The sequence below is a fragment of the Asticcacaulis sp. genome, assembly GCF_051954415.1.
Classification (GTDB): Bacteria; Pseudomonadota; Alphaproteobacteria; order Caulobacterales; family Caulobacteraceae; genus Asticcacaulis.
In genome coordinates this window covers 79,918-100,136 of the sequence record NZ_JBQCHT010000028.1, presented here as the reverse complement: position 1 = coordinate 100,136, position 20,219 = coordinate 79,918, and the positions used below count along the sequence as shown (strand labels likewise).

Genomic DNA, 20,219 nt, shown 5'->3' with positions numbered 1-20,219 from the left:
GAGCCTGCGCGGCCTCTGAGCGCATAATCATCGCCTATTAACAACTCTGCTGTGACTCGTCGCCACAAAAGAGAAGCGGTATCGCCAGAATCATGAAAAGTTTGTCGGAAATGAGATAAGCGCCTATATAGACAGCGTCTTATTTCTTCGGAGTGCCTGTGATGCAAAGCCAAAACCCCTTCCTCGACGAACTGGCCAAGATGACCACGGGCGCCATGTCGCTGGCCCAGGCGGCGGGCGAAGAGGCCAAGGCGGCTTTCCGCGCCCAGGGCGATCGCTTCGTTGCCGAAATGGATCTGGTGCGCCGCGATGAACTGGACGCACTGCGGGCCGAAGTGGCTGAACTGCGCGCGGCGGTCGCTGCTTTGTCCGCGCTCAAGCAGCAAAGCGGTAGCGCAACTGAAAATGTCAAGCCCAAGGGCAAGGGCGTGAAGCCAGACACCGAAGTGCCGCAAGACTAACTTTTACGTTTAGAACGAGTTTTCATGAATACCCCGCAAACCCTCGACAGTGATGCCCCGTTCGATCCGCTCGACATGGTGGAATCCATCCTGACCGAGGAAGGGCTGGAATTCGAGCGCACGCCGGAAGGCGACCTCGGTTTCGCCCTCGCCGGTGACTGGCGGACCTACGAAATGTGGTTTTCGTGGCGGCCGGAAGGCGATTGCCTGCAACTGTGCTGTTCGCTCGATGTTGAGAGCGGCGTGGGCGTGCCCCTGGCGGAAAATCGCCTGAGCGGGCTTTACGAACTGCTGTGCCTGGTCAATTCGCATGTCTGGTTCGGTCATTTCGAGGTGTTCCGCGATACGGAAGCCGCGGACGGACAAGGCGTCTATGACGTCATCTTCCGTCATACGGTGGCGCTTAATCCGCTGGAACGCAGTTCGGTCATGGCCAGCGCCCACATGATCAACAGCGCCGCCGAGGCGGTGGATCGTTTCTTCCCGGCTTTCGATTTCTGGTTCAAGGGCGTCAGCACGGCCTCCGACGCCTTTGCCGCCTGCCTGTTCGAGACCAGGGGTGAAGCTTAGGGGCGCGAGGCCTGAATTCATCACTGAGCGGCCCGGTGGGCACTTGCGCTGGTGAGCCGACAAACCTATTAAAAACGGACGCATCAGTCTGAGGATATCCAAAAAATGAGTCTCGCCAAACCGATCCTTCTTGTGGGCGCCGGGGCGCTCGGTTCCTCGATCCTCAAGGGCTTTCGCGTGCAGGGCCATGTTACGCCGCCGGAAGTGATGATCCTCGACCTGAAGCCGGGTGAAGAAGCGCAAGCCTATGCCGCTGAGGGCGCGCAGCTCAATCCGCTGCCCGAAACCTGGCACGCCGCGAAAACCATTATTCTGGCCGTCAAGCCGCAGGGCTGGCACGCCGTGGCCCAGATACTGAATGGCAATATCGACAAGGGCGCGGTCATTGTCTCGGTCATGGCCGGGGTAACGACCACCCAGCTCAAGCAGGCGTTCGCGGGCCATCCGACGGCGCGCGTCATGCCGACCACGGGCGTGGCCACCGGCAAGGGGGTGGCCAGCCTCTATGCTGATACCGCGGCGGGCATGGACGCGGCGCGCGGACTCTTTGCCCCTATGGCCCAGACGGTCGAACTGGCCGACGAGGACCAGATCAATTCGGCGACCGCCGTTTCCGGTTCAGGCCCGGCCTATGTCTATGCCTTCGTGCGGGCGCTGGAAAAGGCCGGCCGGGCCAATGGCCTGTCATACAGCCACGCCCGCGACCTGGCGCGCGGCACGCTGATTTCGGCGGCGCGCCTGCTCGATGAGACCGGTGAAGACCCGGAAGCCCTGATCAAGAAGGTGGCTTCTCCGGGCGGCACGACCGAAGCGGCCCTCAATATCCTGTGCAAGCCGGGCGAGGGGCTGGACGAATTGATCCTGGCTTCGGTTGACGCGGCGCACAAGCGCTCCAAGGAGTTGGGATAAACAAAAGGCGGCTGCAGGTGCAGCCGCCTTTTGTTATTGTATTTTCAGGGCCTTCACGATCTCGTTCCAGTCAACGATCTTGAAGTTCTGGCGCTGACGGGCGGTGGCTGGTGTTTCGCCATCGGTGTCGGAATCGTCCTGCATCACCACGACGCCCTTGCCGTAGGGGCCGACCTGGCCGCCCAGTGCCGCCACGCCGTCCGTACCGGTCACGGCGTCTATGCCGTTGCCGGGATAGACCGAGAAACGCCCCTGATAAACCGGCGTTTCCCCTTCGACGCGCCAGACCGCGAAGGCGGAATCGCCTTGTGAAGAGGCGATCAGGAAGGTGTGTGCGCTTTCGCGCAGCAGGGTCAGGCCCTCGATATCGGCCACCAGCTTTTGCGAAGGCAGAGTTTCCACCGCCGTGCGCGCCGTGCCGCTGGCAGGATCCAGCCCATATTGCCACAGGGCGACATTTTCCTCGGCGATATAGAGGCGCCCGGTGGTGTCGTCGACCACACAGCCTTCTGACTGGGTGCCGACCGCGAACTGCCGGACGATACGGGCCTGGGGCTGGCCATTTTCGCTGGTGATGACCGACTGGGTCACATCGCCATTCTTGCCGACCATGATGAAGGTCAGTTGGTTGTCCCTGGTGACGCCCATGCAGAAGCCATAGGCTTCGCTGGTCGGCATGGGCACGAAACCCCAGAGCGTCGTTTGCAGAGTAACGGGGTCGAGTTTGAATACTGCCGCGCCACCCTTGACGCGATCGGAGGCGGCGATGACCGTTTCCGGCAGGCCATTAATGGCCAGGCCGCTGCGCAGATCGACATTGTTCATGGGGCCGACGGGCAGGAACTGTACCTGCTTGCCGGTCAGATCATAGACGTAAAGCCCGGCCTTCTTGTCGGTGGCATAGATCAGGGCGCGGCGGGAATCCTTGGCATCGACCCAGACTTCCGGGTCGTCGGCGCTGTCGAGTGCTTTTGTGGCTACGGCTTCTGTTTCGGCAGCGGCCATAACGGGCGTGCCGTTTCCGTGCGAAGCAAGTATAGAGTCCGAAATAAGCTCTTTGTGTATAGGTGCGCATGATGATAAACAAGCAACACTTATAAATGCTAAGTTTGTTGTCATAAATCTGTTGCAAAACGTTCTGAAATTCATCATCTGCTTTCCTTAATAGCGATCACATCCGGGTAATACCAAAATTTGCAGAAATTAAACTGTAAATTTTTTAAATTGTGGGGCTATTAATGTCGAAAATGAAATATTTGCTTGCCGGCGCCGCCGTGGCGCCTCTCGCATTCACTCTTTCCGCCGGTCAGACCCAGGCGCAGGAAGCCGCAACCGCGGCCGCCGCGGCGGCCGAAGCGCCGATCGAGGTTGTCATCTTCGGCCATCGTGCCGCCGAGCGTGAAGCGCTTGAGCAGCAGCACAGTTCGCAGGTCAAGAAGGAAATCGTCACCGCCAATGATGCGGGTAAACTCCCGGATCAGAACGTCGGTGAAGCTGTCCAGCGTATGCCGGGCGTGAGCGTCGATGACGATCAGGGCGAGGGGCGTTACGTCATTATCCGCGGTCTGGATCCCGCCCTGGCCGCGGTTCGCATCAACGGCCAGGATGCGGCCGCCCCTGAAACGGATACACGCGAGGTGAAGGTCGACACCATCCCGACCGGCCTGATAGGTTCGGTCGAAGTCATCAAGAACCAGACCGCTGAATACGATGCCAACGCCATCGCCGGTGCCGTCAACGTCAAAACCCTGACCGCCTTCGATCGCAAGAAGCCCTTCATTACCGCCCGCTATACCGCCGGCCATATCGACCTGAACGACAAGACCTCTTACGACACCGACCTGTCGGCCGGCACTCGTTTCGGCGATAACAAGCAGTTCGGCGTCGTGGTCGCGCTCAATGCCTCGCGCCGTCCGCAGGCGTCCGACAACCTCCAGGGCTCGGAAAGCTGGGGCGACGACAAGTCGGGCACGCAGATCGTACCGTCCGACTGGAAACTGCGAGATTATTATGTGATCCGCAATAGGCAAGGGGCCGCTGTCAATTTCGATTACAAGCCAAATGACGATGTGCATCTCTATGCGCACACTCTTTTCTCGCACTTCACCGATATGGAGCAGCGCCAGCAGTTTGGCGTCAAGCTGGCGGGCCAGACCGCAACGGGCGACAACACCGGCACTTTTGCCAGCACCAAGGCCGCCAAGCGTGATGCAAAGTACCGCTTTGAAGACGAGCACATCTCGACGGTCAGTTTCGGTGGAGAATTTACGGTCGGTCAGGGCAAGCTGGATGCCGACATCACAAATTCGACCGCCATCAAGGATGACGATCCGCGCTACAACTTCGCCTATGTCTCTGGGAAAAAGGACGCCAGTGGCACCTATGATCTGTCGGATGAGCTGTTTACGGTCGATCCGGGCACCAAGGTTTACGACGCTTCGAATTTTAAGGCTGATGAGGCTGAACTGGAAGCCGATCATTATCGTGAAATCCTGAACCAGGCGTCGGTAAACTACACCCTGCCAACCAGCCTGTTCGGTGGCGACACCACCTTCAAGTTCGGGGCGAAATATGCCAAGCGTCACAAGCGTTCCGATGTCAATTACCGTCTGTACGATGTGTCGGATTCGGGGATGACGCTTAACAACTTCCAGTCCTACACGGGCGCCACGCTTTATGATGGCAAGTATAAGTTCGGACCGACGGTCGATTTCCTGTCCTCCCTGGATTATGCCGAGGCAAACGGTATTCTGACGGACGCCAATCTGGTTCAGCCCGACACATTGGTCGGCGAACTGGCGGATGATTATGACGTCAGCGAAACGGTCAGCGCCGGCTATGCGCAGGCCACCATCAAGACCGGCAACCTGACTGTCACGCCGGGCCTGCGCGTTGAGCACACCCGGAATACCTCGAAGGCCAAGGCGTTCGACGAGGATTCGTCGATTGACATGGATTTCAACAGCTTCGGTAAGAAAGACTATACCGATCTGTTCCCGTCGGTGGTTGGTCGTTATGACTTCAATTCGAACTCCCTGGTGCGCTTTGCCGCCACAACCTCGATCGGTCGTCCGAACTATGTTGATCTGGCCCCGCACGCCAATATCAGCAAGGGCGACGAAGAGGCGGAACTGGGCAATCCGGACCTCAACCCGCTACGGTCGGTTAATCTCGATGCGGGCTACGAACACTATTTCGGTAAGCACGGTGTGATTTCGGTGTCTGCCTTCTACAAGAGCATCGACGATCCGATCTTTACAACTGGCTATACGGGCGACCTGACCGTGGGCGGCGTGACCTATGCCAACATCAGCGTCAGCCAGCCGAAGAACCTGAAAAAGGCCACCGTTTCGGGTGTCGAATTCAACTACGTCATGCAGTACGACATGCTGCCGTCGCCCTTCGATGGCCTGGGCACCTCGTTCAATGTCACCTCGCAGAAGTCGCAAGCGGACGGCGCGCCGGGTCGCAGCGACAAGGTCAGCCTCATCTATACCTCCGACCTGACCGGCACCGCCGAACTGACTTACGAGAAGTATAACTGGACGGCCCGCATCGCCTATTCGTATCGCTCAAAGTTCCTCGATACTCTGGGTGAAGATACATCCACCGACATCTACACCGCTGGGCGTGGCCGCGTCGACGTCAAGGTCGGTTATGCGCTCAACACGAACTGGCAGGTCTTCGTCCAGGGCAAGAACCTGAACGATGCTGCGTGGCGCCGTTATATCGGCACGTCAAACCAACTGGTCGAAAACGAAGTGTACGGCAAAACCTGGGCGGTCGGCGTCGCTGCCAGGTTCTAAATTTTTAGACTGTGCTCAACTGAAGCCCCGCCATCGCGCGGGGCTTTTTTTGTCCGCGGTTGCGTGGCGGAGGCATTGCCGGTAAAGCACGGCCATGCTCCGTATCACTGAATTGAAACTGCCGCTCGATCATCCATCCGAAGCCCTGTCGGAAGCGATCTGCGCAAGGCTGGGCATTACTGCAGATGAATTGCTGTCATTTGAGATCGCGCGCCGGGCCAATGACGCGCGGAAAAAGTCCGCCATCCTGCTGATCTATTCGGTGGACGTGGTGCTGAAGGATGAGGCTGGCGTGGTGGCGCGGATGGCCGGTGATCCGTCTGTCAGGCCGACGCCGGATACGGAATACCGTTTTATCGGCCATGCGCCGGCGGTTAGCCAAAAGCGCCGCCCTGTGGTCATCGGCGCCGGACCGTGCGGCCTGTTCGCGGCGCTGATCCTGGCCCAGATGGGGTTGAAACCGATCATCCTTGAACGCGGCAAGGTGGTACGCGAACGCACGAAAGACACCTGGGGGCTGTGGCGCAAAAGCGAACTGAATCCGGAATCCAATGTCCAGTTCGGTGAGGGCGGGGCGGGGACGTTCTCGGATGGCAAGCTCTACAGCCAGGTCAAGGATCCGCGCCATCTCGGCCGCAAGGTGCTGACCGAGTTCGTCAAGGCCGGTGCGCCGCCGGAGATACTCACCGAGGCCCATCCGCATATCGGCACCTTTCGGCTGGTCTCGATGGTCGAGCATATGCGGCAAACCATTGAAGCGCTGGGCGGTGAATACCGCTGGCAGACGCGCGTTACCGATATTGATATCGAGACTGCACCGGACGATACGCGCCAGGTGCGCGGCCTGCACCTCCATGATGGTGGCTATCTGGAAGCCGATCAGGTGGTGCTGGCCGTGGGGCACAGCGCCCGCGATACCTTCCAGATGCTGTATGATCGCGGCGTCTTTATCGAGGCCAAACCCTTTTCCATCGGCGTGCGCATCGAGCATCCGCAGTCATGGATCGACATGGCGCGCTTTGGTAATTGCGCCGGCCATCCCGATCTGGGTGCGGCGGCCTACAGCCTGTCGCACCACTGTGAAAACGGCAGAACCGTCTACAGCTTCTGCATGTGTCCCGGCGGGCGCGTGGTGGCGGCGGCCTCCGAACCCGGCCGCGTCGTCACCAATGGCATGAGCCAGTATTCGCGCAAGGAGTTCAACGCCAATGCCGGGTTTGTGGTCGGTATCGATCCAGAACGCGATTATCCCGGCCATCCGCTGGCCGGTATCGAATTGCAGCGCCGCTTGGAATCGCAGGCCTATGTCGCCGGCGGCTCGGATTACAAAGCGCCGGGACAAAAGGTCGGTGATTTCCTCGCCGGTCGTGGATCGACTGACTTTGGCGAGGTGCTGCCATCCTATAAGCCGGGCGTTCACCTGACCGATTTGAGCGAATGTCTGCCGGATTTCGTGATCAAGGCCATGCGCGAGGCCCTGCCGGTCTTCGGACGCCAGATCAAGCGCTATGACCATCCGGACGCCATGATGACCGGCGTGGAAACGCGCACCTCGTCACCTATCCGCATTACGCGCGGCAAGGATCTGCAAAGCCTGAATACGCAGGGGCTTTATCCGGCGGGTGAGGGGGCTGGCTACGCTGGCGGCATCCTGTCAGCGGCCATCGATGGTATCAAGATCGCCGAAGCCGTGGCACGGGAATTGGTGGAGGTCGCTTAGCCCGCCGATACCGGCAGGCTGATCACGGCGCGCAGGCCACCTTGCGGGCTGGTGTCGAGTGTCAGTTCACCGCCATGACTGCGCACGATATCGCGCGCAATGGCCAGGCCCAGCCCCACGCCCTTGATGTTCTGGTTGCGTGACTCATCCAGCCTTGAGAACGGCTTGAAGGCTTCCTCGCGCTTTTCCGGGGCGATGCCGGGGCCGTCGTCATCGATGATCAGTCGCAGTTTTTCGCCAGGCGTAACCTCGGCGTGGAAACGGACGTGCTTGCCATAGTGGAACCCGTTCATCACCAGGTTGGTCAGGGCGCGCTGAACGGCCATTTCACGGATATTGACGCGCAGATCCTCGGCGAGGCGTTCGGTTTGCAGCTTGTGACCGGCACGGGCCACGCTGTCGGTGACGGCATCCATCAGGGCGCGAACCGACACGCTGTCGGTATTCTCGGCCATCTCACCGCGGGCAAAGGCCAGGTACTCGTCGATCATGTAGGCCATTTCGGAGACGTCCTGTTTCATCCTCGTATTGGCCTCGTCCTGTTCGCCCATGGCCAGTTCGAGCTTGAGGCGGGTCAGGGGCGTGCGCAGGTCATGGCTGACCGATGCGAGCAGGGTGGTGCGCTGCTCGATCTGGCGCTGGATGCGCGCCTTCATCTTGAGGAAGGCTTCGGCGGCGGCACGCACCTCGGTGGCGCCATAGGGCTTGAAGCCGACATCTTCCTCGCCGCGGCCGAAGCGTTCGGCGGCCTGTGACAGGCGTTCGATGGCGCGCACCTGATTGCGGATGAACAGCATGGCGATGGTGGTCAGGATGATGGTGGCGCCCAGCATCCAGAAGATGAAGATATAGCCGGTGGTGGCGAAGGCGCGGTCCTTGGGAACGATAAAGCGCAGGACGCCTTCCTTGACTTGCACACGGATATCAACATAGCCGGGATAACGAGTGGTATCGAACCAGTAGACCTCTTCGAGCTGATCGCCCAGCGCCTTGTCTATGGTGCGGTTGAGGGCGATGAAGATCGATTCCCGGCGGTTTAGCGGCAGCTTGTCGCCCTTGCGAAGGCTGATCGACAACTGCATGGTGGTGTCAGCCTGGTCGCTGATCTGCTGGAGGTTGGCCTCGGTCGGATTGGCCTCATAGGCGCGTACCGCCCAGGCGATATCGCCGGCCAGACCCTCCGAAAGCTTGGCCGTGACCGTTTCCCAGTGCTTGTCGAAAAACACCCAGGTGACGGCGATCTGCATGATAGCGATCGGCAGGACGATGATCAGCAGGACGCGCGCCATCAGGGTGCGCGGGAAGTTGCGCTTCAGGACTGCGGGCCAGAACTTGATCTTCGGCAATTTGCGCTTGGGGGAGGCCAAGGGTTAGTCCGGAGCCAGCATATACCCCTTGCCGCGCACGGTTTGCAGATAGCGGGGGTTTTTGGGATCCTGCTCGATCTTGCGGCGCAGGCGGGTGACCTGGACATCGACGGCGCGGCCGGTGGTGTCGACGCTGTCCTTGGCCAGGTCCATGCGGTCGACCGGCACATTGGCGCGCTCGGCCAGGTATTTCAGCAGTTGCGATTCAGCTTCGGTCAGGCGGACCAGCGTGCCGTTCTTGCTCAGTTCGGAACGTTCGAGATCGAAGCTGAATGGGCCCATGTTTATTGATTTTGGCAGCGCGGGCTTCACGCCGGTGCGGCGCAGGATGGCTTCGATGCGCAGCAGCAGTTCCTGCGGTTCGAACGGCTTGGAGAGATAATCGTCGGCGCCGATCGAAAGCCCCATGATGCGGTCATCGGGCAGGCCGCGCGCGGTCAGGATCAGGATCGGCACGTTGGAATTGGCGCGCACCCATTTCGACAGCGAGAAACCGTCTTCGCCGGGCATCATGACATCGAGGATCAGCAGGTCGAAGTCGAGCAGTTGCAGCATCCGCTTGGCGGCATCGGCGTGAGCGGCGGCGGTGACGCGGAAGCCCTGTCGGCTGAGAAATTCCTTAAGCAGGGTACGGATGCGGTCGTCATCATCGACCACCAGCAGGTGGCGGGTGGTCGCGTCGTTCTGGGGCGTGCTTTGCCCTGCGGCCAGGCTCATATCGGGGTTTCTTTCTGTCAGAGTGCGCAGTAAACTCTAAACGGCTTTGTTGCACCTGACAGATCACTATTCGTTGAAGTTTGTAAAGATGGCGATATGCGCCGCTGTCACAAAAAATGTGGGTTTCAAAGCTATAGCCGGACGCTTTACATGTCTCGGGAGGCAGCCTTGCCCTTTCATTATGGCCTGGAAAACGTGCAAAGCCTGGCAGGTATCGCGGTCATCATTCTGTTATGCTGGCTGTTGTCGGAGAACCGCCGTAAATTCCCGATTCGCCTGACGATCGGTGCCATCGGCATTCAGGTGGTGCTGATCCTGGCCCTGTTCGCGGTGCCGCAATCCCACGTCCTGCTGGGCGGTGTCGCCAATGGCATGAGTGCGCTGTCTGATGCCACCGACCAGGGGATGCAGTTCGTCTTCGGTTATATGGGCGGCGGCGATCAGCCCTATGCGGTAACCAATTCCGGGGCGCTGTTCGTCTTCGCGCTCAAGGTACTGCCGCTGATCCTGGTCATTTCCGCCCTGTCGGCGTTACTGTGGCATATCGGTGTGCTCAAGATCATCATTCGCGGCCTGGGCTATATCTTTGAGAAGACGATCGGCCTGGGTGGAGCCACCTCGCTGGGCGTGGCCTCCGGCATTTTCGTCGGCAATGTCGAGAGCATGATTATCATCAAGGGCTATCTCGACAAGTTGACGCGCTCGGAACTGTTCGTGCTGGTGGTGATCGGCATGGCCAATGTGTCCGGCTCCACCATGGTGGCCTATGTGCTGATCCTGCAGCATGTCCTGCCCGATGCGGCGGGCCATATCCTGGCGGCGGCCGTGGTCTCGGCGCCGGCGGGTGTGCTGCTGGCGCGGATCATCGTGCCCGACCTGATCAACCACAAGGTCGAGAAGCTCGATTACGGCAGCGAACTGAAATACGATTCCGCCATCGACGCCGTTTCAAAAGGCACGGTGGACGGCATGACCGTGGCCATGAATATCGCCGCCATACTGGTGGTGATGGTGGCGCTTGCGGCGCTGGCCAATGCGATTCTCAGTGTCGTACCGGAGATCGGTGGCCAACCGGTGACAGTGGAGCGCATATTGGGATTGATCTTTACGCCCCTAGCCTGGCTGATCGGCGTGCCGTGGAACGAGGCGGCGAAGGGCGGGGAAATCCTCGGCATCAAGATGGTGCTGACCGAGTTCGTTGCCTTTCTGAAACTGGCGGCCATACCTTTGGTCGACATGACTCCGCGCACGCGCATTCTCCTGACCTACGCCACCTGCGGCTTTGCCAATATCGGCTCGGTGGGGATCACAGTAGCCGGCTTCGGCGCCCTGATGCCGGACCGCCGTCAGGAAATCATCAGCCTGATCTGGAAGGGGCTGGCCGCGGCCTTCCTGGCCACCTGTCTGTCAGCGGCGATTGTCGGCGCCTTGCCGAATGCGGTGTATGGGCTTTGACCTCCGCGTCTTAGCGGCAAGGGCGACCGCCCGTCCGAGCCGTTGCGAGGTAAGCCATGCGGCTTGAGCTCTAATTAAGCGTCCCCGGAAGGCTTGGCGGCCAGGCGTGACATAATGCCGGAATAGCTCAAAAGAATACGATCGCCGCAGGTCAGTTGCCCGCGACCGAAGATCACCGACTTGCCGACGCGTGTAATCTCACCGGTCGCCACGATGATGTCGCCTTCGCGGCCGGGACTCAGGAACTGCGAGTCGAGCTGCAGGGTTACCGCGCCGCCATCGGCCAGGTGGGGCAGGGCGAAGACGAACAGCGAGGTATCAGCCAGGGTCAGCAAGCAGCCGCCATGCACTGTGCCGCCGCCATTGAGATGTCGCTTTTCCGCTTTGAACGCCACTTTGACCTTGGCCGGATCGTCCGACTGGTAGTAATAGGGCCCGACCAGGCCATTGAACGTATCGCTTTCGGGCGCCCGTACCCAGCCGGCAAAGTCGCCTTCGGTAATTTTCTCATACTGGCTGGCGTCGATGCTCATCATATTACTCCGGAGAAACAGTCATGTCCCAGCTCGTCGAAGAGACCCTGCTTGATCTCTTATCGCAGGTGCGAAAGGGTGACTCCATTAGCCCCAATGAGGTGGCTAAGGCAATAGACGCCATCAACTGGCGGCGCGAATTGCCGAAGGTGCGGGCGGTGATCATCGGTCTGGCGCGCCAGGGAAAACTTGAGGTATTGCGCAAGGGCAAGCCGATCGAACCCGAAGGTTTCAAAGGGGTTTATCGGGTGCGGTTAGCACAGGGCGAAACACAGTCGGTATAAAAGTGAACAGTACTGTACGGTTTTTTTGCCTTCACTATTGCCATTTTATCAATATGCGGCATGTATGATCGGGCATTCACGCGCGATCAGAACGAAAAGACCGCCATCCATACCTATGTCCAGGGCGACCTCCAAACCGATCAAGGCTGAGTTTACCATCACGGCGCCCTCGAAGGGCGGCGATGGCGTGGCCGTGCTCAATCTGAGCGGTCAGTGGATCATCACGCACCTGGAAGGTATTGCCGCGCGGATGCAGACGGCGCTCAAAAAATACGACAAGGTGCATGTGGCCACCGATGGGCTTGAGGCGCTCGATAGTGCCGGGGCCTTTGCCCTGCATTACGCCCTGACCGACAAACTCGACGGCGAGATTTTCAAGGATAATGAAAACTACGCCCGGCTCTATGCCCTTGTGGGGGCCAACCGGCCGACCATGGACACCTACAACCGGGAAAACCCGGAGGTCAAAAAGTTCTGGCTGCACCCGATCTATTACGGACTGGTCCATCTCGGCCAGTTGATGTCGGGGTTCTGGCGCGGCTTCATCGCCCAGTCGGTGTTCATGGGCCATGTCATGACCCTGATCATGCTGTCGATCGCGCGGCCTTCGCGCGTGCGCTGGGCGCCTCTGTTCAACATCATGCAGCGTGCCGGGCTTGAGGCCCTGCCGATCGTGGCAGTCACCAACCTGTTTGTCGGCGCCGTGCTGGCCTTCCTGATGGTGCTGTCGCTGAAAGCCTATGGAGGGGCGGTCTTTTCCATTGATTTCGTCTCCATCGGCGTCATGCGGGAATTTGCGCCGGTGATCGCCGCCGTGCTGATCGCCGGCCGCTCGGCCTCGGGTTTCGCGGCCGAAATCGGTTCGATGAAGATGAACCAGGAAATTGACGCCATGCGAGTCATGGGGATTGATCCCTACGAAGCCTTGGTTCTGCCGCGCGTCGTAGCCCTGGTGATCATGACGCCGCTGGTGACCTTTATCGGCGCCCTGGCCGGTATGCTGGGCGGGTCTCTCGCCATCTGGGGCTCGCTGGGGCTAGGGCCGCAATATTTCGTCCAGCGCCTTTATGACTATGTGCCGACCGTCAACCTGTTCGTCGGCATGATCCGAACGCCCGTTTTCGCCGTTACCATCGCCGTGGTTGGCTGCCGTCTCGGCATGTCGGTCAAGGATGATGTCATCAGCCTGGGCCGCCAGGTGACCAAGGCGGTGGTGCAATCCATCTTCCTGATCTTCATGATCGATGCCATTTTCGCCATGCTTTTCAACGGGTTTACGTTCTGATGAAAAGACAGGTCGTTCCCCCGCTGAAAGAAGAATGCGAAGACCCGATTGTCATTACGGGCCTGAACAACAGTTTTGGCAGCAATGTCGTCCATGAAAATCTCGACCTGACTGTCAAACGGGGCGAGATCCTGGGCATTGTCGGTGGCTCCGGCTCCGGCAAGACGGTGCTACTGCGCTCCATCCTCGGCCTGCAAAAGCCGACCTCCGGCGACATCCATCTGTTCGGCCATCGCCTCTATGAGGGCAGCGACGAAAAGACCCGCCAGATTCAGGCTAAGACCGGCGTGCTTTTCCAGAGCGGGGCGCTCTTTTCCACGCTGACCGTGGCAGAAAACATCATGGCGCCGATGATGGAATTCACCCGCCTGAGCCGGCGCGAAGCGCGCGCCGTGGCCCTGCTGAAAATGTCCATGGCCGGTTTGCCCCTGACCGCCGCCGACCTGGCGCCTTCCGAGCTTTCCGGCGGCATGATCAAGCGCACGGCCCTGGCGCGGGCATTGGCGCTCGATGCGCAACTGCTGTTTCTCGATGAACCGACCGCGGGGCTGGACCCGATCGGGGCGGCCGCCTTCGATACGCTGATCCGCGAACTGGCGGGCAGCCTTGACCTGACGGTCTTTATGATTACGCACGATCTTGATAGTCTCTACGCCATCTGTGACGAAATCGCCGTGCTGGCGGATCGGCATGTGGTGGAGAAGGGGCCTGTCTCGCAACTGGAAAAATCTTCGCATCCGTGGATACACGAGTATTTCCACGGCCCACGCGGACGGGGGAAGAAGTAGGAACACGATATGGAACGTCAAGCCCATTATGCTCTGGTCGGCCTCGCCACATTTGCCCTCGCACTTGTGCTGACTGTCTTTGCCTTCTGGTTCATCCAGTTCGACTTCAACAAGAGCTTCGGCACCTATGAGGTCGAGTTCAACACGCCGGTCGACGGCCTGACCAAGGGAGCGGAAGTCCACTTCAACGGCATTAAGGTCGGTGAGGTGACGGGCCTGCGTCTCGGCAATGCCAATACCCACCAGGTCATCGCCACGGTGCAGCTTGACGAAGGCACGCCGGTGCGTGTCGATTCTGTAGCTTCGCTGGAACCGCAGGGCATTACCGGGCTGTTTTATATGCAGATTTCGCCCGGTTCGGCCAATGCGCCGCTGCTGAAGCACAAACCGGGCGCGCCGCCGCCATTGATCCACAGCCAGGAAAGCGCGCTCTCAAAGCTGTTGTCGGGTTCCGGTTCGGTGATCGAAAATACCTATGAGAGCCTGAACCGCGTCAACCGCCTGCTGTCGGACCAGAACATCAAGACCTTCTCGGACAGCCTGAACAATCTCGAAGCCATCACGGCCGAACTGAAGGGCCGCGAGCAGATGATCGATGATGCCCATGCCGCCATTGTCAGCGCCGGCGAGGCGGCCGATGCGGTGACGCGTCTGGCCAATTCAACCAATGCCGTGGCCTCTGACAAGCTGCCGCAGACGCTCGACCAGATCAACGCCGCCACCAAGAAACTGGCCGATGCCGCCGATCATGTGGCGACCCTGGCCGATGCCATGAAGGCGCCGGCCGATCAGCTTAATTCGACCACCCTGCCGGAATTGCAGGAAAGCCTGCGCAACCTCAATGACGCCTCGGAATCGGTCAAAGATCTGGTCGATTCCGTGCAGGCCAGCCCGCAGGGGCTGATCAACAAGCCCGTCGCCAAGGAAAGAAAGGTGAGCCAATGAGTGCGCTTATGAAAACCCTGAAGACGACGGCTGTTCTGGGCGTTGCCGTAGCCTTGACCGGTTGCGTGACCCTGCTGCCCAAGACCAAGCCGGCCCAGCTTTATCGCTTCGGTTACACACCGGAGATGGTCGAGCAAAAGGCTGAGGCGGCGGGCACGGCCGGCCGCGCGGTCGGCATGGCGCCTACCGGCATCGTGTTCGGCACCGTCACCTTCCCGCAGGACAGCGCCGGCGATCGCATCGTCACAGTTGAGGGCAGTGAGGTCGCCTATGTGGCCGAAGCGCGCTGGACCTCGGCGGCCTCCGGCCTTTTCAAGGACGCGATCTCGACCGGCTTCGCGCGTGGCGGCCAGACGGTGACGCTTGAACCGCGAGGGCCGACGGCGGCCAATTTCCGCCTCGATATCAGCGTGCGGAAATTCGAGACGGACTATAAGCGCAATCGCCCGACGGTTTCGGTGGCGCTGGATGCGCGCCTGATCCGACTGTCGGACCGTATGGTGGTGGGGCAGAAATTCATCAGCGCCGATATTCCCGTGCGCAAGAGCGATATGTCGCTGATGGCGGACGGTTATAACCAGGCGACGACCCAGGTGGTGACCAGCCTGATCGATTTCAGCGAAGACGCGCTGGCCACCTATGCCCAGACAGCGACGCCCCAGGAAATGGCGAAACCGTCGGCGACTCAGAAGGTTGAGGGGTTGTAAGTCAGTAAGAACCCCCACCACCACGCCTTTCAGGCGCGGTCCCCCTCCCCACCAGAGGTGGGGAGGTATAGAAAGGGCATTCTTTATACCTCCCCGGCATAGCCGGGGAGGGGGACCATCAAGCGTAGCGCAGATGGTGGTGGGGCTTCTTACTTAAGCCAGCGCCACTTCGTAAGCGGCTTCAGTCTTTTCAGCGATCTCTTCCAGCGTCACGTCCGGCGCCAGTTCGATCAGTTTCAGGCCCGAACCGTCCGGCTTGACCTCGAAAACGCCGAGATTGGTGATAATCAGGTTGACCACGCGCGTGCCGGTCAGCGGCAGGGTGCAGGCTTTCAGTACCTTGGATTCGCCGTGCTTGTTGGCATGATCCATGACCACGACCACGCGTTTGACTCCTGCCACCAGGTCCATGGCGCCGCCCATACCTTTGACCAGCTTGCCGGGGATCATCCAGTTGGCGATGTCACCGTTTTCGGCCACTTCCATGGCGCCCAGGATGGTCAGGTTGATATGGCCGCCACGGATCATGGCGAACGAATCCGACGAGGAGAAGTACGAGGTCTCGTCCAGTTCGGTGATAGTCTGCTTGCCGGCATTGATCAGGTCGGCGTCGATCTCGTCCTCATAGGGAAAGGGGCCCATGCCGAGCATACCGTTTTCCGATTGAAGGGTGACCGTCATGCCTTCGGGGATATGGTTGGCCACCAGGGTCGGGATGCCGATGCCGAGATTGACGTAAAAGCCATCCTTAAGCTCTTTCGCTGCGCGGGCTGCGAGATCGTCTCTGGTCCAGGGCATTATACGGTCTCCTTGGCGCGGATAGTGCGTTGCTCGATGCGCTTCTCAAACGTGCCCTGCACAATACGGTCGACATAGATGCCGGGCGTGTGGATATGGTCAGGATCGAGCGACCCGACCGGTACGATTTCCTCGACCTCGGCGATACACACCTTGCCGGCCGTCGCCATCATCGGGTTGAAATTGCGCGCCGTCTTGCGGAAGATCAGGTTGCCGCGGGCATCGCCCTTCCACGCCTTGATGATGCTGAGGTCAGCCACCAGGCCGGTTTCCAGCACATAATCGCGGCCATTGAAGTTCTTGATTTCCTTGCCCTCGGCCACAATGGTGCCGACCCCGGTGGCGGTATAGAAACCGGGAATGCCGGCCCCGCCGGCGCGGATGCGTTCGGCCAGGGTGCCCTGCGGATTGAACTCCAGTTCCAGTTCGCCGGCGAGATACTGGCGTTCGAATTCCTTGTTCTCGCCAACGTAGGAACTGATCATCTTCTTGATCTGCCGGGTTTCCAGCAACTGGCCAAGGCCAAAGCCATCGACGCCGGCATTGTTGGAGATGACGGTGATTCCTTTCACGCCGGAATCGCGTAAAGCCGCGATCAGGTTTTCAGGGATGCCGCACAGGCCGAAACCGCCGGACATGACGGTCATGCCGTCGAAGGTAAACCCTTCCAGCGCGCTTTTGGCGTCAGGGAAAACTTTGGGGGAACTGGACATCGAATCCTCTTTGGTGAGGTGTGTTTGTGCCGTGACCTAAGCGCAAATGGCAGCGAATGTCACTTCAAATTGTGCGCCGCCAGATGGTTACTTTTGCAAGTAAGGTTTTAGCGAAACGTCCGGATCGGAGATCGTGTCATCCAGCGCTACTCCCTTGGCGATCAACAGTTTGGCGGCCATGAAGTCGGCGGGTTTGCTGACGCATTCAGCGGTCTTCAGGCGGCCTTCGCCGTCAACATGGAAAACGCTGAAGGCACCGCCGGCTGGATCGCCCCGGACAATGGTGCGGCAGTCGGGGCGCAGCAGGCCGGCGATCTGGAGCTTGAATTCATACTGGTCTGACCAGAACCAGGGCGTTTCCACGATCGGTGCCTTGTAGCCGGTAATGGCAGCAGCGGCCTGCTTCGCCTGTTCCAGCGCGTTGGGCACGCTTTCCAGACGGAAACGGCCATCATAGATTGGCAGGGTGCGCGAGGTGACGTCACCAATGGCGAAGATATCCGCATCGCTGGTGCGCGCCTGTTCATCGACCACTATGCCATTCGCGCAAACGAGGTCAGCGTCTTGCGCCAGGTCATCATTGGCCAGCGCGCCGATGCCGACCAACAGCAGATCGAACTCATGTGTCCGGCCATCGGCCAGGTGAACCACTTTTTTGTCACCCTGCCCAAGCGACAATTCGGTAATGGCCGCTTCAGTAAAGATACCGACACCGCACCCCATGTGCATTTCGGTAAAGAAGTTCGACAGGGCGGGCGAGGCGACGCGCGCCAGGATACGGCTTTCGCGCTCGAAGACGGTAACCTCGCAGCCGAGATAGCGGGCGGAGGCGGCGACTTCCAGCCCGACATAGCCTGCCCCGATCAGGCCAATGCGGTGACCAGGCTGGAGAGCATTTTTGAGCGCTTCGGCATCATCGAGGGTGCGCAGCAGGTGATGCGGCACACGGTCGGCGCCGGGCACCGGGAAGGGGCGGGCCTTGGAGCCGGTGGCGATGATCAGTTGGTCATAGGGCAGGGTGATGCCGCCCAGAAGCGTGACGGTCTTGCCGGCGCGATCGATCGAGACCGCCCGTGTATTGACGCGGGCATCGATGTTCTGGTCGGCATAGAAGGTGTCGCCACGCAGGTAGAGGTCATCGAGTGAGGCTTCGCCCTTGAGCCAGGCTTTGGACAGCGGCGGACGCTGATAGGGCAGATAAGGTTCGGCGCCGATCAGGGTGATATGGCCGGTATAGCCATACTGACGCAGGAACCCCGCCGCCGAGCCGCCGGCATGTCCGGCCCCGATGATGACGACGCCCGACAAATTAAACGCCTTCCGGCACGGGCAACTTGTTTTGCAAACAGAAAGCCTTGATCGTGTTGTTGAGCAGGCAGGCGATGGTCATGGGGCCGACGCCCTTCGGCACCGGCGTGATGGCCAGGGCGCGATCCTTGGCGCCGTCGAAATCGACATCGCCGACCAGCTTGCCTTTGGGGCCTTCAGGCGTGGCGACTTCAATGCGGTTGATGCCGACATCGATCACATAGGCGCCGTCTTTTACCCAGTCGCCCGCGATGAACTTCGGACGGCCGACGGCGGCCACCAGGATATCAGCGCCTTGGCAGACCTCAGCCAGGTTTTTGGTCTTCGAATGGGCGATGGTGACGGTGCAGTCTTGATTCAGCAGCAGTTGCGCCATCGGCTTGCCGACGATATTGGAACGACCGACAATGACGGCACTCTTACCGGCCAGTGTATCGCCGTGGGCCGCGACGGCGTCCTTCAGCAGCATCAGCGAACCGAGCGGTGTGCAGGGGACGATGCCATCAAGGCCCACCGCCAGCTTGCCGGCATTGATGACGTGGAAGCCATCGACATCCTTGTCCGGATTGATGGCGTCGATCACCTTCAGCGACGACATGTGTTTCGGCAGGGGCAGTTGCACCAGTATGCCATTGACCACAGGATCGCGGTTCAGGTCATCGACGATCTTCAGCAGTTCGTCTTCAGAGGTGGTGTCGGGCAGGCGGATAGTGCGCGATTCCATGCCGATGGCCTGGGTCATCTCGCCCTTCGACTTCACATAGACCTGGCTGGCCGGGTCTTCGCCGACAATGACGACCGTGAGACAGGGCGTGAGGCCATGAGCGGCCTTCAGGTTGGCGACATGGGCGGCCAGGCGGTCACGCAAAGCCTTGGCGTAACCCGCTCCGTCAATGATATTGCCGCGCCTGGCGGTAACCTGATGAAAAGCGGTCATGTGCGCACCTGTAAAGTTTTCTGACGCCTCATGTATTCCCCAAAAGTGGCAATCCACTTTTAGGCATGAGGCTAGAGGGCCGCCACAAGCGCCTCAACTAGCGGGCGCAGGGTATTGCTCAACGGGGCGGCGATGCTGGCGTCATACAGGTGCGGCGTTGTTAAGTCCAGATAAGTATCCTGAACAATTTCAATCTGCAGGGCCTGAATCTGCCGTGAAAGGGCCCCATAGTGACGCGTGGTATAGCCGCCTTTGAAGCGGCCATCGAGCACATGGCTGTAGGTGTCTGTTTTTTCTCGCCAATCCTGCAGTGCCTTGAGCGTATCGCCGCGCAGGGTCTGGCCACTGTTGGTGCCGAAATTGAGGTCAGGCAGGCGGCCTTCAAACAGGCTGGGAATCACGCCGCGTATCGAATGGGCGTCGATCAGCAGGGCCTTGCCATGGCGCGCCACGGCGGCATCGAGCGCAGCCCTGAGCTGGTCATGATAGGGCTGCCAGTAGGTCTCGCGGCGAAATGCGATCTCGGCGGCGCAAGGGTTATGTCCTTCCGGATAGATCGGATTCTGGTCGAAATCGCTGACCGGACACAGGCCGGTTTCAAACTGGCCGGGATAGAGGTTGGCGCCGGCCGGATCGCGGTTGAGATCGACGACATAGCGCGAATGGGTGGCCCACAAGGTCGTGGCGCCAAGTTCCTGAGCGAAATCGAACAGCCTGTGAACGTGAAAATCCGTCTCGCGCACCGCCCGCCCGGTTTCGTTCAGTTTGGCCGCGATATCGGGCGGAATATAGGTGCCGACATGCGGCGCGGCGATGACGAGCGGCGAGGACCCTTCATGGAACGCGAAGACGGGGGGACTTGTTGTTTGATAGTCGGCTGGCATGGTTTCAGTTGAACCTATGCCGGTGCTGGCTG

General features: G+C 60.0%; 20 protein-coding genes. 11 read left to right on the top strand and 9 right to left on the bottom strand.

Annotated elements, in window-relative coordinates; translation table 11 throughout:
* Positions 1 to 161 precede the first annotated feature (161 nt).
* From ACTHND_RS10290 to proC, 3 genes are all read left to right on the top strand, one after another.
* Positions 162 to 461, top strand: coding sequence for an accessory factor UbiK family protein (locus tag ACTHND_RS10290; RefSeq protein WP_440177853.1), 300 nt, complete (start codon positions 162 to 164; stop codon positions 459 to 461).
* Between the two features lie 24 nt (positions 462 to 485).
* Positions 486 to 1,031: a YbjN domain-containing protein gene (locus ACTHND_RS10285; RefSeq protein ID WP_440177852.1), complete on the top strand. Its 546-nt coding sequence runs from the start codon at positions 486 to 488 to the stop codon at positions 1,029 to 1,031.
* Between the two features lie 105 nt (positions 1,032 to 1,136).
* Complete coding sequence (gene proC / locus ACTHND_RS10280) at positions 1,137 to 1,940, top strand: pyrroline-5-carboxylate reductase (RefSeq protein ID WP_440177851.1); 804 nt, start codon at positions 1,137 to 1,139, stop codon at positions 1,938 to 1,940.
* A gap of 33 nt (positions 1,941 to 1,973) precedes the next feature.
* Here the strand turns inward: proC and ACTHND_RS10275 are convergent, their stop codons facing one another.
* Positions 1,974 to 3,059, bottom strand: coding sequence for a phytase (locus ACTHND_RS10275; RefSeq protein ID WP_440177850.1), 1,086 nt, complete (start codon positions 3,057 to 3,059; stop codon positions 1,974 to 1,976).
* Positions 3,060 to 3,187: 128 nt separating this feature from the next.
* On the opposite strand from ACTHND_RS10275, the gene ACTHND_RS10270 reads away from it, so the two are divergent.
* Positions 3,188 to 5,746 (top strand): TonB-dependent receptor, encoded by a 2,559-nt coding sequence (locus ACTHND_RS10270; protein WP_440177849.1) that lies wholly within the window; start codon positions 3,188 to 3,190, stop codon positions 5,744 to 5,746.
* A gap of 94 nt (positions 5,747 to 5,840) precedes the next feature.
* Entirely contained in the window at positions 5,841 to 7,466 is a 1,626-nt protein-coding gene (locus ACTHND_RS10265) for an NAD(P)/FAD-dependent oxidoreductase (RefSeq protein WP_440177848.1), read from the top strand.
* On the opposite strand, the gene ACTHND_RS10260 is transcribed toward ACTHND_RS10265, so the two are convergent.
* Complete coding sequence (locus ACTHND_RS10260; protein ID WP_440177875.1) at positions 7,463 to 8,755, bottom strand: ATP-binding protein; 1,293 nt, start codon at positions 8,753 to 8,755, stop codon at positions 7,463 to 7,465. The two genes, ACTHND_RS10265 and ACTHND_RS10260, sit on opposite strands and share 4 nt — an antisense overlap.
* A gap of 81 nt (positions 8,756 to 8,836) precedes the next feature.
* A complete protein-coding gene (locus ACTHND_RS10255) occupies positions 8,837 to 9,550 on the bottom strand; it encodes a response regulator (RefSeq protein ID WP_090644234.1) in 714 nt (237 codons plus the stop codon).
* 168 nt (positions 9,551 to 9,718) lie between these two features.
* Here ACTHND_RS10255 and ACTHND_RS10250 point away from each other — a divergent pair, with 168 nt between their 5' ends.
* Positions 9,719 to 11,005 carry a NupC/NupG family nucleoside CNT transporter gene (locus ACTHND_RS10250; protein ID WP_440177847.1) on the top strand — a complete coding sequence of 429 codons (1,287 nt, stop codon included), beginning with the start codon at positions 9,719 to 9,721 and terminating at the stop codon, positions 11,003 to 11,005.
* Between the two features lie 74 nt (positions 11,006 to 11,079).
* On the opposite strand, the gene ACTHND_RS10245 is transcribed toward ACTHND_RS10250, so the two are convergent.
* On the bottom strand, positions 11,080 to 11,538 hold the full coding sequence (locus tag ACTHND_RS10245) for a PaaI family thioesterase (protein WP_440177846.1): 459 nt from the start codon (positions 11,536 to 11,538) through the stop codon (positions 11,080 to 11,082).
* 23 nt (positions 11,539 to 11,561) lie between these two features.
* On the opposite strand from ACTHND_RS10245, the gene ACTHND_RS10240 reads away from it, so the two are divergent.
* The 5 genes from ACTHND_RS10240 (at position 11,562) to ACTHND_RS10220 (ending at position 15,547) form a co-directional block, all read left to right on the top strand.
* Positions 11,562 to 11,822, top strand: a complete 261-nt coding sequence (locus tag ACTHND_RS10240) for a DUF3253 domain-containing protein (protein WP_440177845.1) — start codon at positions 11,562 to 11,564, stop codon at positions 11,820 to 11,822.
* A 115-nt stretch (positions 11,823 to 11,937) separates the two neighbouring features.
* Positions 11,938 to 13,107, top strand: a complete 1,170-nt coding sequence (locus ACTHND_RS10235) for an MlaE family ABC transporter permease (protein ID WP_440177844.1) — start codon at positions 11,938 to 11,940, stop codon at positions 13,105 to 13,107.
* Positions 13,107 to 13,895, top strand: a complete 789-nt coding sequence (locus ACTHND_RS10230) for an ABC transporter ATP-binding protein (protein WP_440177843.1) — start codon at positions 13,107 to 13,109, stop codon at positions 13,893 to 13,895. The genes ACTHND_RS10235 and ACTHND_RS10230 overlap by 1 nt, the downstream gene beginning before the upstream one ends.
* Before the next feature lie 9 nt (positions 13,896 to 13,904).
* Entirely contained in the window at positions 13,905 to 14,840 is a 936-nt protein-coding gene (locus ACTHND_RS10225) for an MlaD family protein (RefSeq protein WP_440177842.1), read from the top strand.
* A gap of 8 nt (positions 14,841 to 14,848) precedes the next feature.
* Positions 14,849 to 15,547, top strand: coding sequence for an ABC-type transport auxiliary lipoprotein family protein (locus ACTHND_RS10220; RefSeq protein ID WP_440177841.1), 699 nt, complete (start codon positions 14,849 to 14,851; stop codon positions 15,545 to 15,547).
* 153 nt (positions 15,548 to 15,700) lie between these two features.
* Here ACTHND_RS10220 and ACTHND_RS10215 read toward each other — a convergent pair whose 3' ends face one another.
* From ACTHND_RS10215 to hutG, 5 genes are all read right to left on the bottom strand, one after another.
* Entirely contained in the window at positions 15,701 to 16,345 is a 645-nt protein-coding gene (locus ACTHND_RS10215) for a 3-oxoacid CoA-transferase subunit B (RefSeq protein ID WP_440177840.1), read from the bottom strand.
* Positions 16,345 to 17,058: a CoA transferase subunit A gene (locus tag ACTHND_RS10210; RefSeq protein ID WP_440177839.1), complete on the bottom strand. Its 714-nt coding sequence runs from the start codon at positions 17,056 to 17,058 to the stop codon at positions 16,345 to 16,347. Before ACTHND_RS10210 ends, ACTHND_RS10215 begins: the two co-directional genes overlap by 1 nt.
* Positions 17,059 to 17,145: 87 nt before the next feature.
* Positions 17,146 to 18,366 carry an NAD(P)/FAD-dependent oxidoreductase gene (locus tag ACTHND_RS10205; protein WP_440177838.1) on the bottom strand — a complete coding sequence of 407 codons (1,221 nt, stop codon included), beginning with the start codon at positions 18,364 to 18,366 and terminating at the stop codon, positions 17,146 to 17,148.
* Between the two features lies 1 nt (position 18,367).
* The gene (locus ACTHND_RS10200; RefSeq protein ID WP_440177837.1) at positions 18,368 to 19,303 is read right to left on the bottom strand and encodes a bifunctional 5,10-methylenetetrahydrofolate dehydrogenase/5,10-methenyltetrahydrofolate cyclohydrolase; all 936 of its coding nucleotides are present in this window, start codon (positions 19,301 to 19,303) and stop codon (positions 18,368 to 18,370) included.
* Positions 19,304 to 19,374: 71 nt separating this feature from the next.
* Positions 19,375 to 20,187: an N-formylglutamate deformylase gene (gene hutG / locus ACTHND_RS10195; RefSeq protein ID WP_440177836.1), complete on the bottom strand. Its 813-nt coding sequence runs from the start codon at positions 20,185 to 20,187 to the stop codon at positions 19,375 to 19,377.
* Positions 20,188 to 20,219: the final 32 nt, after the last annotated feature.